Below are 13000 nucleotides of genomic sequence, written 5' to 3'. Positions count from 1 at the left end.
CCGTTTCTATAGTTTAGGGGAGGAGTTACAGCAAATGCAAGAGTTGGCGAATGACTGCGAGTTGTGTGTCGAATTCCATCGTCGGTGTCAGGGAGTCTTTGGTTTGTTCAGGCAAATAAGGCACGTGAACAAAGAGGGCGGGAGTATCCCCGTGGTGGCTTAAAGTTTTAAAGTATAAATGGTTGCAGACATAGCTTCCCGCAGACAATGTCACAGTTGTTGGAGAGTTCGGAAATTGAGTGTTCAGTTTATCACGCAGTTCTTCGACAGGCAGGGGTGTCATGATAGCAGCTGGAGAGTTAGTTTCGATGGCTCGCGGATCAATTGCAGGATTTTTTAGATCCGCAAATTTGTTTTCCATCCAATTGTGGGCATATCTTTCCAGGCAGATTTTTGCTCGGCCACCGGCTTGACCTAACATCACGATGGCATCAAAGGGAGCGTTGCCTTGGAGGGTTTTATTGATCTCTGCCACCGCTTGATCAAAGTGAACCGTTAAAACCTGGGTGGTGAGTTGGGAAAACTCGGCCGCCAGGGCTTTCACTAAAAGTTCAGATGGATTCAGGGCTTGATCACCAAAGGGTTCAAAGCCCGTAAGCAGGATGCGTTTCATGTTCGTCAGTATGCAACACCCTACGGACGTTGGAAACTCGTGAAAACCGAGAACCAGACCTATTCGCGTATAGTGCGTATTATCTCTAATTATTTGCATTATAGATCGCATAGGAGGGAACGGTGGTTAAGGAACCGTATTTTGGTCTCACTTTGAAAGCCAGTTGTCACAATACTTTACGAGCCAAACGATATCTTGTTAAATTTAAATCTCAGACACCTAAAGGGGATTCCATTGAAAAAGCACGTTGTTGTCCTGTTGGCCCTTGTTGTCTTTGGTTGCGCGCAAAAGCCCGTAGTCAAAGCGCCTGAAGTCGTCGCAAGTTGTTTCGGCGACGGCGAAAATCAAGACATGTGTAAAGCGGAAAGAATCAACGACCAAGATAAAGTCGTTACCACTCGTTGTATTGGTGCGCAAAATCGCAACGCCCTGGCTTCCTTGCGTGGCAAGTGTGTTGAAAAAATTTGTAGCAAAGGTTCAAACACTGACTGCCAACTTCGTGGAGAGGTTGCAGTTCTAGATCAGTATTCAGAATTAAAGCGTCATCAATATTTTGCGGAGGAAGAGCAGTCTGAAAACGCAACTCCCGCAAAAAAAATCGTAAAAGGTAAAAAGGGCAAAGCTAAAAAAGCAGGTAAAGATGAAACTGCTCCCGCAGCAGATCTAGATGTCGACCCGACAGCTCAGTTGCCGAAAATGCCAGTTAAGGAAGAGCCCGTTGCCGCAAAACCAGCTGCTAAGCCCGTTGCCAAAGAGCCAGCAGAGCCAGCGCAAATCAATGTCAGTCTAAAACCTGATACAAGCAGCGCTGTTTCAGTGGCTGCAAGTAAACGTAAACCTGCCAATGCAGCAGCGGCACCGGCAGTGGCGCAGGCTCCTAGTAAAGCGGCGGATGCGGAAGGTTTCAAAAAAGTTTGTGTCAGCAAAAAAGACGTCCGTGCTCCGCAAAGTTTACGTGGCAAATGTGCAACTCGTACTTGTAATGAGGGCAAGTGCACTTATGGCGGCCGCAAAGAGATGTTTGATTACCTCGCTCGCTCCGGTACTTAATCCTTAGAGTTCACAATTGATACGATGCATGGCGTAAATCGCAAACCCAAAATTGTACAAATCCCGGGGAGGGATTAGTACATGAGGGCATGACTCAAGAATCTCTGCTTACAAAAAAAGAAATCCTAAAAATGATGGTCGGCTTTCGCCGTTTCCGCGAGCGTTTCTTTAAGGAAGAGCATCACTCTGTCTATGACAGCTTGGCGAGCGCTGGTCAGCGTCCTAAAACGTTGATGATTTCTTGCAGTGACTCTCGAGTCGATCCTGCGATTCTATTTTCGTCTTCTCCAGGGGAAATGTTTGTGGTTCGCAACGTTGCGAATCTAGTTCCTCCTTTTGAATCGAACATGGGTTTTCACGGGGTTTCTGCGGCGATTGAATTTGCTGTAGTGAACTTGCAGGTTGAAAACGTAGTTATCTTGGGGCACCGCCAGTGCGGAGGCATTCGTTCGTTGTTCCAACCCGATGCCATTCGTGAGGGTGGATTCGTTCAACAGTGGATGACAATCGCCGATGAAGCCAAAAAAGAAGTGCTAAAAACACATCCAGAAGGTGACTTGGAGCAGCATTGTCGCGAGTGTGAGAAGACATCTATCGTGACCTCACTCAAGAACTTGCGGTCATTCCCTTTTATCGACTCAGCGATTCAAAACCGTGGCCTTCAATTGATTGGTGTTTATTTCGATTTAGAGCATGGACAGCTGTCTTTCTATGATGACGCAGCGAATAGCTTCCGTGAGCTTGAGATCTCCAAAGTACATCCCTAAGCGGCTTTCCAGCCTGTCAGTTCCTTAAATTAGTGCCCTTCTTGTTTGATTCTTGATCAACTGGCATTCATTTATGGAGTCTGACTTTGGAGTCATTGCGGTCGAATTAAGATCCTAACCGAATCCTGACAAAACTCCCTAAGCCATAGATATTCCACTAGTTTCCACGAGTTACCATAAATGCAAAAAATTCAATTTGCGACTCCATTGGAGTCAGTGTGGGAGGGCAATTAATTTGCGTATGTGGTGGTTTTGCAATAGTTAATGTTTTCCATGGGGAATACACAAATCAAAAAAACATCCGAACTATCAAACTTCTTTAACGAGATTTTTCTAAATCGTCGTCGCAAAAACCCGAAATATTCTATGCGAGCCTTCGCTCGGGATCTTTCGTTAACACAAGGTCGCCTTTGGGAATTGATCCACGGACGCTATATTCCGGGAACAAAAGTGACTGAGCGTATTGCTGACCTTCTAAAGCTAGCACCAGAAGATAAGTCTCGCATGCAAACATTGATTGCGGCTGAAAAAGCTCAGCCAGTTTCAACTCTACGTTCAGTATCGAACGATGAGTTTGCGATGATTTCTGATTGGGAGCACATGGCGATCTTTAATCTGATCTCCACGAAAGGCTTCGATCACACGATTGGTACAATTGTGGATCGCTTGCAGATTTCGCAATTACAGGCTGAGGGAGCTTTGGCTCGTCTGATCGAGTCTGGATTGGTGACTGAGGAAGAGGGACGTTATGTTCCTAGTTACACAAATGTCTCAACACCTAATGAAGTTCCATCCGAAGTTATGCGTGAATTCCACCGTCAAATGATCGGTCGCTCTGTGACATCGTTGCAGCGTGATTCTGTGGATTCTCGTAGCATCACTAGCATGGTCTTCCCAGCGAATGTTAAGAATCTTGCGAAGGCAAAAAAGATCATCGCAGAATTCAACGTTCGTATGGCTGAACTTATGGATAAAGGCGACACAACGGAAGTGTATAGCTTGGCAGTTCAATTGGTGCCAATCACAGTTTCAACGGAAGGAAGGATGCAATAATGAATTTGATGAAGAATGTATTGCTAGCTGGTTTGATTTCATTCCCAGCGTTGAGCCATGCTTGGACGTATGTAGGTAATGCTGGCAACGTGGTTGTTTGCCAAGATGAAGTTAAAGGATTTTACGATCGCTTTGAACTTGATCTGCGTTACGGTTGGTCTTGGGATATGGAAAAATTGGATGTGCCGAATACGACTGGCAAATCTGATGAAGTTTTTCTTGCTGAAAAATACCTAAAACGTATCGAAAAATTGAATCCGATGCTTCATGCGCGCCTTGCTGAGTATCTAGTGACATTTGAAAACGAAGTGACTTTTGTAAAAGGTTACTTGCCGAATGTTTTGGATGATGCGGGTGTCGTTGTTCTTCCACACAAAGATTGTTCTTTGGAATTGTTGATCGTGCAAAAGCCGGTTCAATTCCCAAAAAAATCTTTGTACACAATCAACGAGTTCTACTGGAACAAATTGAACGCTCAAGACCGTGCGGTTGCGATCCTTCATGAGATCATCTACCGTGTGGCTTTGACTCGTGGTAAAGCACCTCGCTCATCTGAAGGCATCCGTCTGTTGAACGAAGTGATTCTTTCAAATGAAGTTGCGAAAATGACAGAAGACGATTTCGCGGCTTTGACTCGTTTGGTATTCTCTCCGACAAATTCGGCTCAAGCAAAATAGAGTTGAATATCTACTCTTCTCACTGGGTTCACGATCTGAACCCGGTGAGCACAGATTCTCCCTAAAAAACACATCTTGGACTTGCGAAAAAATTAAGCAGCCATCACCATTGCATAGATAACTCTTTATGGAGGAATTTATGTCTGCAGGTGATTGGAAAGAAATGTATCGTGCCGCTGAAGAAGGCGATCTCGAGCTTGTTCGCTATCATGTTTCTAACGGCATCAATCCTAACTATCAACATCCCGAGATCTTATCGACGCCACTTGTGGCGTGCGTGATCAATGGTCACATCGAAATCGCTCGTTATTTGCTCGAGAATGGCGCACAGGCGGATTTAGTTTCCCAGTTTGAGGAGATGACCCCTTGGCAAGCGGCGAGGCACCACAAGCAAGCTGAGATCATTGAAATGATTGAAGCCAGAATTGGTCGCCAATCCTGGTATCAAAAGGTTATCACGTATTTTTAGTTCTGATTTTTACGAAAACCTGTAACCCACTCGGTTGCGAAATAAACCAGTGCGGTTGCAGGGAAGAGGGTGCCCACAATCGTGGTCATCATCCAGCCACCATGAGCATAAGCCCACGCTCCCGCGTAAGAACCCGCAGCTCCACCGACAAAGATCGTCGCGATAAATAATCCGTTCAGTCTTCCACGGTATTCAGGTTTCAGAGAGAAAATAGCTCTTTGACCCAAAACCAGAGTGGCTGTGATTCCTGCGTCTAACAAGATTGCAGCAAATACTAAAATGCCCAAAGCCACGTAAGAACCTGGCTCCACGATGTGTGTCACTGCAAACGATGCGATTGCTGCGATCATCGCCACAATCGTCGCAGGAGTGCTGAGGCCTTTATCGGCAAGCTTCCCCGCAAACGGTGCGGAGATAGCTCCCGCCACTCCGGCAAAAGCGAAAATCGCGATCGCTGTTTGGGAAAGATGATAGGTTTCGCTCATCAAATACAGCGGTGCCGATGTCCAAAACAAACAGAAGGCACCAAACATAAAGGCCTGATAAATTGCGCGTCGACGTAAAACCGGAGTGTTCACGAAAAGCTCGCCCATCGAGGCAATCAAGCGAGTGTATTTGATATTTTCGGTGTGTTCCGGTTGGCGTGGAGGCAAGAGTTTATAAAGAACAAATGCCATCACCGTCATCAGAGCTGCGGAAAGAAAAAACACCGCATGCCATGAAATCAGATCCGTCAGTAAACTTGAGATCGGGCGAGATAGCATAATCCCTAACATCAAGCCGCTCATCAAGCTTCCCACCACGCGACCACGGTGCGAATCCGACGCCATGTGGGCCGCATAAGGAACCACGATTTGTACAGCTGAGGTGCCGACACCTAAGACAAGTGCCGCGATAAAATAGGGAATCACGTGAGTCGCAAAAGCGAGCCCCAAAAGAGCCGCAACCGCCACCATCATTAAAGTGATGATGAGCTTTTTGTTTTCAAGCAAATCCGCGAGGGGCACTAAAAGTAAGACTCCCACGCCGTATCCGACCTGCGTGAATGTCACGACCAATCCTGCTGATGATGTTGCAATGCCTAAGGCATTGCTGATCATCGCCACGAGTGGTTGTACATAGTAAAGATTTGCGGCGATCACTCCGACGGTCAGGCCAAGGAGCAAGGTGAGGGTTCTGGCGGGGACAGTTTCAGTTTGATTCATGAGGAAGACTCCAGTTGTTCGATAACCATCGAACAATATCTGTTATACTCTTCGCTTGTGGGATTGCAAGATTAATGTTAGATATTTATCTAACAATGGAACAGACAGAAGTACTGCACCCAAAATTGAAAGATATCACTCTGGAGCAAGTCTTAAAAGCTCTCGGTGATCCCGTGCGTATTTCTGCGATTAAGCAGTTGTTGGCCATGAAGGGTGAGGAGAAAGTCTGCGGGACTTTTGATTACTCCATCACCAAGGCGACATTCTCTCATCATTTAAAGATCCTGCGCGAGGCGGGTTTGATTCGTTTTCGCGACGAGGGGACACGTCGTTTTGTGTCCTTGCGTTTGCAGGATATTAAGAAACGCTTCCCTGGCCTGATGGAGATGCTTGAAAAAGACCTATAATGCGCCGCACATTCTGTGAGTTCAAGGTCCGGAATGGGTGCAAGATCAGGCAAAACCTGATAAATCTTAAGCACCTATGACGAATGCAAACACATCCAAAACGACTCCATATAGCGCTGTAAAACCTGATGTCCAACTTGCTAAGCAAGAAGAAGGCATTCTTGATTTCTGGGATCAGCAAAAGATTTTCCAACAGACTCTAGATCCTAAGGGTAAAAAAACTTACAGCTTCTATGACGGTCCTCCGTTTGCGACAGGTCTTCCTCACTATGGGCATTTGCTTGCCGGTGTTTTGAAAGACGTTGTTCCTCGTTACTGGACAATGAAGGGCTACACAGTTCCTCGTCGTTTCGGTTGGGACTGCCACGGTCTTCCAGTTGAGTACGAAATCAACAAGACTCACAAAATCGAATCTCGCAAAGACGTTTTCAAAATGGGTGTGGCTGAATACAACGACGCTTGTCGCTCGATTGTTAAGCGTTACTCGACTGAATGGAAAACAACAGTCCGCCGCGTAGGTCGTTGGGTAGATATGGAAAATCCATACTTCACTATGGACGTGTCTTTCATGCAGTCCGTATGGTGGGTGTTCCAAGAGCTTTTCAAAAAAGGCTTGATCTATGAAGGCTACAAAGTTGTTCCTTACTCTGTAGGGATCTCAACGTCGCTTTCAAACTTTGAAGCAAATCAAAACTATAAAATGGTTCAAGACCCTGCGATCACGGTGATGTTTAAACTCATCAACCAACCTGATACAGCAGTGATGGCTTGGACGACGACTCCTTGGACTCTTCCATCAAACATGGCTTTGGCTGTTGGTTTGGAAATGGATTACGTAAAGGTTCAAGAAAAAGCCACTGGTCGTAAATTGATCTTGGCGCAGGCGTTGCTTCCATCTGTTTTCAAAAAACCAGATGAAGAAGTTGAAGTTTTGCAAATGATGAAGGGCACAGAGCTTGTAGGTCTGACTTACGAACCTCTATTCCCATACTTTGGTGATCGCGCTGACAAAGGCGCATTCCGTATTATCTCTTCAGAACACGTAACGACTGAATCCGGTACGGGTGTTGTTCACATGGCACCAGCGTTCGGTGAGGAAGACTACTATGCGTGTGCTAAAGCTGGCATCCCATTGGTAAATCCAGTGGATGATGACGGTATGTTCACTGCTGAGGTTCCTGACTATCAAGGGAAGCGTGTTAAGGAAGCAGATAAGGACATCATCGCGGCTTTGAAAGCTAAAGGGAACTTGTTCAAACAAGATACGATCCAACATAGTTACCCATACTGCTATCGCTCTGATACTCCGCTAATCTATCGTGCGGTTTCTTCTTGGTTTGTTTCTGTTGAAAAAATTAAAGAGCAATTGATCGCGAACAACAAACAAACTCAATGGGTTCCTGATCATCTTCGTGATGGTCGCTTCGGCAACTGGTTGGAAGGCGCTCGTGACTGGGCGATCTCTCGTAACCGTTTCTGGGGGACACCACTTCCTATCTGGAGAAATACAGAAGGCGAAGTGATGTGTATCGGTTCCCGTGCGGAACTTGAAAAACTATCTGGCCAAAAAGTTGAAGATCTTCATATCGAGTTCGTAGATAAAATCACGATCCCATCTCCAACTGGTAAATCTCCGCTTAAACGCGTTGATGGCGTTTTGGACTGCTGGTTCGAGTCGGGCTCTATGCCGTATGCTCAATGGGGTTTCCCTGATGCAAACGTGGAAGAATTCAAAAAAGCTTTCCCAGCGGATTTCATCGCGGAAGGTTTGGACCAAACTCGTGGTTGGTTCTATACATTGTCGATTATCGGAACTGCTTTGTTCAACCAAGCTCCATTCAAAAACGTAGTTGTGAATGGTCTGGTGTTGGCTGAAGACGGTCGTAAGATGTCGAAGAGCTTGAAAAACTATCCTGATCCAATGGAAGTATTGAATCAGCATGGTGCGGATGCTTTGCGCTTGTACTTGATCGACTCTCCAGTTGTGAAAGCACAGGAATTGAAGTTCTCTGAAAAAGGCGTTTACGATATCGTTCGTAAAATCTTGCTTCGTTGGTGGAACTCTTATTCATTCTTTGCGAACTATGCCAATATCGATGGCTTCGTTCCAAAAGGTGATGCTAAGAAATCTCCGAACATCTTGGATCAATGGGTTCTTTCTCGTTTGAACAGTTTGATTGCGAACACTCACAAAGAGATGGACGCTTATCGCTTGTACAACGTTGTTCCTCACTTGCTTTCGTTCATTGAAGATTTGACGAACACGTACATCCGTTTCAATCGTTCGTTGTTCTGGCAAGAAGGCATGCCTGAAACGAAACGTTACGCTTACGAAACTTTGCATGAAGTTCTTGTGACGTTGTCGCGTTTGATGGCGCCATTTGCTCCGTTCATGTCGGAAGTAACTTACAAAAACTTGTCGCAAGTTCTTCCGAATAAAAAAGACTCGGTTCACTTGGAAAGCTTCCCACCAGAAGATCTTTCTATGCTTCGCCCAGAGCTTGAAGAAGCTGTGAAGGCGATGGATACATTAGTTACTTTGGGTCGTAATCACCGTGAAAAAATCGGTGTTAAAGCGAAAATCCCATTGAACGAAATCAAAATCATCCACAGAAGTGCAGCACTTCTTGAGACTTTGAAAAAGTTCGAACCGTTCTTTGTTGATGAATTGAACTTCCGTAAAGTTGTTTACAACTCGAACGAAGACCAATTCGTTCAAGTAACAGCTAAGGCGAATTTCCCAGTCTTGGGTAAACGCCTTGGACCTAAGATGAAATCAGTGGGCGCAGGCATCATGGCCTTGCCTCTTGAAAGCATCTTGAAACTTGAAACGGGTGGCTCTGTTACTGTTGATGGCGAAGAGATCACATTGGCTGACGTTGAAATCCGCAGAGCTCCTAAAGGTGGCAACGCTAATCTTTCAGTTCACCAAGTGGTATCAATCGAAGTTGATCCAACTGTGACGCCAGAACAAGAACGTGAAGGTCTTGCTCGCGAAATCATGCGTAAGATCCAAGTGGCTCGTAAAACAGCGGACTTCAAGCTTGATGATAAAATCACTCTTGAAATCGCCTGCGACGGCGCCTTGCTTGACGCTTTGAACGCACACAAGGATATGATCACAGCTGAAACTTTGACTGCGAAATTGAACATCTTGCCAATGACTGGAACACCTAAAGGTGCTCACGTTGACGATTCTGATATCGACGGCGCTCCAATCAAGATCGGTGTTCAGAACTAATGCAAAAGCATGGCGAGAAATTTGAATTTTCAGCGATAGGGTATGTGCAAACTCCCTTTCATGATAAGTTTGGAATTCCTCGCCAGCCTGGTCTTGCTAATCCTGCAAAAGGCATTATCAAGCTTCTTCCAGATCCTGATTTGTTAACTGCGATTCGCAGCATGGAAGAGTTCTCTCACTTGTGGATCGTATTTGTGTTTCACGAACACGGCGGCAAGAACTGGAAACCGAGCATTCGTCCACCGCGTTTGGGTGGCAATCGCAAAGTGGGTGTCCTCGCTTCGCGCTCTCCGCACAGACCCAATCCCATTGGGATGTCTGCCGTAAAAATTGAAAAAATTGATTTCGATGCGAAGGGCGGCCCTGAAATCCACGTTCATGGCGTGGATTTACTCGATGGCACTCCCGTGCTTGATATTAAGCCCTATATTCCGTACGCAGACTCGATCCCTGAGGCGAACGCCGGGTGGGCGAGTGATCCTATCGAACGCACCGATGTGGTGTTCTCTGACGAAGCTGAAGCCGAAATCAAAAAACGCGATCCCAAGGACGAAAACAACCTTCGCAATTTGATTATCAGTATTTTAGAGCTAGATCCTCGCCCGGCGTTTCAGAAACGCCAGGACCCAATTAGCGATGAAAAAAGCTGGGGCCAGAAATACGGATTCGATATCTTAGGCAACGACGTAAAGTATGAACTTCGTGAAGGTCACTTTTACGTCTATGCCATCGTGGATCTTAAAAGCTAGCTGACAGTTATTCCCTTAACGTGAACCCATGGCATTTTCCAAAGACCCGTATCAGTAATCTCTTTCGAGATGCTTTGTGTATCCATCAGAAGGTTCTTAAGGTTCCCGGAAACCATGGTTTCATTGAGTGGGAATTTAAGTTCACCATTTTCAATATAGTACGAGTTTTTAGCAACGCCAGCGAACTGACCGTTCTCTGACATATCGCCCGAGTATCGATTTAACAAAATACCTTTTTTAATCCCTGAGATCATTTCGCGAAGTGAGGTATTTCCCGCGGCAAGTTCCATGTTGGTTCTTTCAGATCTGTCGGGAGCATGTTTCATCTTTTTAGAATAGTAATCGTTCAAGCGATATTCTTTTAGAATACCATTTTCGATAATGGATTGGTTTTGGCTAAGGTAACCATCAGCCGTCCAGAACACATGCTCAGGTAGACCTTTACCAACAGGGTTTGCTGTCAGATTCCACAAAGGGCTTGCGATAGCAGAGCCGAGTTTGTCAGAAAGAAAACTGCTCTTAGTGAAAAGATACTGTCCATGAAGGTACATAGTGATCGAGTGAATAAAATCAAATACACACTGTGGCCCGAGGATGACGTCGCCTTCGAATTTTTCGGGCAACTTGTGCGAGTTCACTTGCTGGGAACTTTGCTGAAACATCATGCGCAGGTCCGCATGATTTAGCAGTGACTCAGGTCCCTTAGGGGCAATGGCAGACAGGGCCATGTCCGTATAGTTGAAAGAGGAACTTTTCGTACCATCTTTCGCGGTAAAGAACATGACAGCCGCAAGATGGGACTGAAACGATGTCAAAGAAGTGTTTTCAGAAGTGATAAATGCCTGCTTCGTTTTGATGAATTTAACCGAAGAGGTTTCCAATTTGATTGTCGGAAACAGCTCTTGTCTTTGTTGCATCAAATCGATCAAAAGATTTTTAACTCGTTCTGGATCAAACTCCACATCGGCATTGGTAAAAGAGTGAGTGCCTTGAGCAGGGCAAATATCGTTGGCCGCATCTTGCGGAGACGCCTTTGCCTGAGTTGCTGCATTTTCTGCATAGGCATGAATGCTGTTCTCGTCGAATTGATTTCCCTGTGTGGAGGCCTGACGTTGATCAATCAAGGACTTTACCGTCAACGACTGATCAAATCCTGTTTTAGAGAGTGTTAGTTGATTGCCATCAATATTGAAAACTTGTTCTTCAACGAAGCTGACTGCGACAGAAGCTTTGTCGGAACCATTCTTAAGTGCTTTGCTAAGTGCTTTTTCAGCAGTGCCAAGGATGTTCATACTATTTGCCTCCAATATTGATATGGCATTTAATAGCAGGACCGCCCATGCCGACGATCATCGGTTGCATTTTTCCGCAAGTTCCATCGCAGTCCCATTGCATATCATCAGAGACCATTGTGACGGATTTGAGCATGTCAAAGGCAACACCAGACACCGTCGTGTTAAGGATCGCACGACCTAGTTTTCCATTTTTGATTTCATAGCCTTTATGAACCACGAACATAAACTCACTCGTGCTGTCTGCCTGGCCACCGCCATTGTCGACAAGATAGTAACCATCCTCTATGGATGAGATCATGTCAGCAAGCTTGCTAGTGCCTGGCGCAATCACGGTATTACGCATACGAATCATCGGTTCATCGTTAAAACCCCAGGCACGCGCATGCCCCGTGGCTGGTTGATCAAAATGCTGAGCAGAGGACTTGGAATTCATAAAAGTTTTAAGAATTCCGTTTTCAATAATGGTTGTATCGGTAGCAAGGGTTCCTTCGTCATCAGCATAAACGGGCATTGGCACAGGTTTACCACCTGCTGTGTGCGCGTAATCGATAATGGAAATAAGTGGGGAAGCAATAGACTGATTTAAGTATTCGCCAGCGATAGAGCCGCCGATAACTAGGTCTGCTTCTGTTGTATGCCCGATGGCTTCGTGAGCGAGAACTCCGGCGACTCCTGCAGAAAGAACAACTTCTTTTTTTCCAGCCGTGGGTATAACGCCTTCCGCTTTAGCTGTAAGGTCCAGGACAATTTGATGAGCCAACTTTTGGAAAGTTTCAGCGTCAGGAAAGATATCTTCGATTTCACCACTGCCGCCAATGGATTCAAAAAGAGTGACGGGGCCATGTTCAGACTTCATACCTAGAATGATACGTAAGAACCCGCGTGAATAGTTCGAGTCATTGATCGCCCCGTGAGAGTTGGTGCTATCCTTAATCATAGTTTCTTGCAGAAGAATCACACGACGGCTTGTGAGTGAGGGAAAAGTCGTCTCGATCCAGTTGTCATACTCTTTTAGTTTTTCAATGGTTTCTTGATTGGTCCATTTAGTTTTTTTGCTGGAGTTATTAAAAGACGTCACGGCACCGGCTAGGTGAGGATAGTTTTTTGATTTTGCAAATTGACTCATGAACTGGGCATTTTCTTTTGCAGATTTTAAAACCTGATCCACTGAATTTTTAGATATTTCAGGATGAAATGCAAAACCCCAACCGCCGTTTTGAAAAACGCGGGCAGAGATTCCTTTTTGTGTGGTGCTGGAATTTGTGGTCATGTTTCCATTGTTGAAAACAATCATAACCCTGCGGTTCTCTTGGGCGCGAAGCTCCGTGTATCCGTCCAAAAGACCTTGGTATTGAGAAATATTCCACATAGAAAAACCCTCCAAAATTGCTCTGAGAATCTATCATTTTAGAGGCCAAATTTCCTAAAAATCCCAAAAGGCCTTGGAGTTTGTAATAGGGAACTTGTACTATGT

Annotated in this window: 12 protein-coding genes; 8 read left to right on the top strand and 4 right to left on the bottom strand. The window is 45.5% G+C overall.

Annotated elements, in window-relative coordinates:
* Nucleotides 1-25 precede the first annotated feature (25 nt).
* Nucleotides 26-613 carry a hypothetical protein gene (locus ACLVWP_RS11225; RefSeq protein WP_413557341.1) on the bottom strand — a complete coding sequence of 196 codons (588 nt, stop codon included), beginning with the start codon at nucleotides 611-613 and terminating at the stop codon, nucleotides 26-28.
* Between the two features lie 234 nt (nucleotides 614-847).
* Here ACLVWP_RS11225 and ACLVWP_RS11220 point away from each other — a divergent pair, with 234 nt between their 5' ends.
* From ACLVWP_RS11220 to ACLVWP_RS11200, 5 genes are all read left to right on the top strand, one after another.
* A complete protein-coding gene (locus tag ACLVWP_RS11220) occupies nucleotides 848-1663 on the top strand; it encodes a hypothetical protein (protein ID WP_413557340.1) in 816 nt (271 codons plus the stop codon).
* Nucleotides 1664-1752: 89 nt separating this feature from the next.
* Nucleotides 1753-2430, top strand: a complete 678-nt coding sequence (locus tag ACLVWP_RS11215) for a carbonic anhydrase (protein ID WP_413557339.1) — start codon at nucleotides 1753-1755, stop codon at nucleotides 2428-2430.
* 273 nt (nucleotides 2431-2703) lie between these two features.
* A complete protein-coding gene (locus tag ACLVWP_RS11210) occupies nucleotides 2704-3483 on the top strand; it encodes a TIGR02147 family protein (protein WP_413557338.1) in 780 nt (259 codons plus the stop codon).
* 8 nt (nucleotides 3484-3491) lie between these two features.
* Nucleotides 3492-4160, top strand: a complete 669-nt coding sequence (locus ACLVWP_RS11205; protein ID WP_413557337.1) for a hypothetical protein — start codon at nucleotides 3492-3494, stop codon at nucleotides 4158-4160.
* 139 nt (nucleotides 4161-4299) lie between these two features.
* Nucleotides 4300-4629, top strand: a complete 330-nt coding sequence (locus ACLVWP_RS11200) for an ankyrin repeat domain-containing protein (protein WP_413557336.1) — start codon at nucleotides 4300-4302, stop codon at nucleotides 4627-4629.
* Here ACLVWP_RS11200 and ACLVWP_RS11195 read toward each other — a convergent pair.
* A complete protein-coding gene (locus tag ACLVWP_RS11195) occupies nucleotides 4626-5834 on the bottom strand; it encodes an MFS transporter (protein ID WP_413557335.1) in 1209 nt (402 codons plus the stop codon). The two genes, ACLVWP_RS11200 and ACLVWP_RS11195, sit on opposite strands and share 4 nt — an antisense overlap.
* 95 nt (nucleotides 5835-5929) lie before the next feature.
* Between ACLVWP_RS11195 and ACLVWP_RS11190 the strand changes: the two genes are divergently transcribed.
* From ACLVWP_RS11190 to tsaA, 3 genes are all read left to right on the top strand, one after another.
* The gene (locus ACLVWP_RS11190) at nucleotides 5930-6241 is read left to right on the top strand and encodes an ArsR/SmtB family transcription factor (RefSeq protein ID WP_413557334.1); all 312 of its coding nucleotides are present in this window, start codon (nucleotides 5930-5932) and stop codon (nucleotides 6239-6241) included.
* A 76-nt stretch (nucleotides 6242-6317) separates the two neighbouring features.
* Nucleotides 6318-9482 (top strand): isoleucine--tRNA ligase, encoded by a 3165-nt coding sequence (gene ileS, locus ACLVWP_RS11185; protein ID WP_413557333.1) that lies wholly within the window; start codon nucleotides 6318-6320, stop codon nucleotides 9480-9482.
* Complete coding sequence (tsaA, locus tag ACLVWP_RS11180; protein WP_413557332.1) at nucleotides 9482-10231, top strand: tRNA (N6-threonylcarbamoyladenosine(37)-N6)-methyltransferase TrmO; 750 nt, start codon at nucleotides 9482-9484, stop codon at nucleotides 10229-10231. The genes ileS and tsaA overlap by 1 nt, the downstream gene beginning before the upstream one ends.
* Here the strand turns inward: tsaA and ACLVWP_RS11175 are convergent.
* The gene (locus ACLVWP_RS11175) at nucleotides 10228-11523 is read right to left on the bottom strand and encodes a TldD/PmbA family protein (protein WP_413557331.1); all 1296 of its coding nucleotides are present in this window, start codon (nucleotides 11521-11523) and stop codon (nucleotides 10228-10230) included. The genes tsaA and ACLVWP_RS11175 overlap by 4 nt on opposite strands.
* Nucleotide 11524: 1 nt before the next feature.
* Complete coding sequence (locus ACLVWP_RS11170; protein WP_413557330.1) at nucleotides 11525-12895, bottom strand: TldD/PmbA family protein; 1371 nt, start codon at nucleotides 12893-12895, stop codon at nucleotides 11525-11527.
* Nucleotides 12896-13000 lie beyond the last annotated feature (105 nt).

The sequence above is a fragment of the Bdellovibrio sp. HCB209 genome (assembly GCF_047306065.1).
Taxonomy (GTDB): Bacteria; Bdellovibrionota; Bdellovibrionia; order Bdellovibrionales; family Bdellovibrionaceae; genus Bdellovibrio.
This window is presented reverse-complemented; position numbering and strand designations above follow the sequence as displayed.

What these genes read in the sequence shown, in the direction of transcription:
- ACLVWP_RS11225 (WP_413557341.1), bottom strand. Translation starts at nt 613, where the DNA reads ATGAAACGCATCCTGCTTACGGGCTTTGAACCCTTTGGTGATCAAGCC.
- ACLVWP_RS11215 (WP_413557339.1), top strand. Translation starts at nt 1,753, where the DNA reads ATGACTCAAGAATCTCTGCTTACAAAAAAAGAAATCCTAAAAATGATG.
- ACLVWP_RS11210 (WP_413557338.1), top strand. Translation starts at nt 2,704, where the DNA reads ATGGGGAATACACAAATCAAAAAAACATCCGAACTATCAAACTTCTTT.
- ACLVWP_RS11205 (WP_413557337.1), top strand. Translation starts at nt 3,492, where the DNA reads ATGAAGAATGTATTGCTAGCTGGTTTGATTTCATTCCCAGCGTTGAGC.
- ACLVWP_RS11200 (WP_413557336.1), top strand. Translation starts at nt 4,300, where the DNA reads ATGTCTGCAGGTGATTGGAAAGAAATGTATCGTGCCGCTGAAGAAGGC.
- ACLVWP_RS11195 (WP_413557335.1), bottom strand. Translation starts at nt 5,834, where the DNA reads ATGAATCAAACTGAAACTGTCCCCGCCAGAACCCTCACCTTGCTCCTT.
- ACLVWP_RS11190 (WP_413557334.1), top strand. Translation starts at nt 5,930, where the DNA reads ATGGAACAGACAGAAGTACTGCACCCAAAATTGAAAGATATCACTCTG.
- ileS (WP_413557333.1), top strand. Translation starts at nt 6,318, where the DNA reads ATGACGAATGCAAACACATCCAAAACGACTCCATATAGCGCTGTAAAA.
- tsaA (WP_413557332.1), top strand. Translation starts at nt 9,482, where the DNA reads ATGCAAAAGCATGGCGAGAAATTTGAATTTTCAGCGATAGGGTATGTG.
- ACLVWP_RS11175 (WP_413557331.1), bottom strand. Translation starts at nt 11,523, where the DNA reads ATGAACATCCTTGGCACTGCTGAAAAAGCACTTAGCAAAGCACTTAAG.
- ACLVWP_RS11170 (WP_413557330.1), bottom strand. Translation starts at nt 12,895, where the DNA reads ATGTGGAATATTTCTCAATACCAAGGTCTTTTGGACGGATACACGGAG.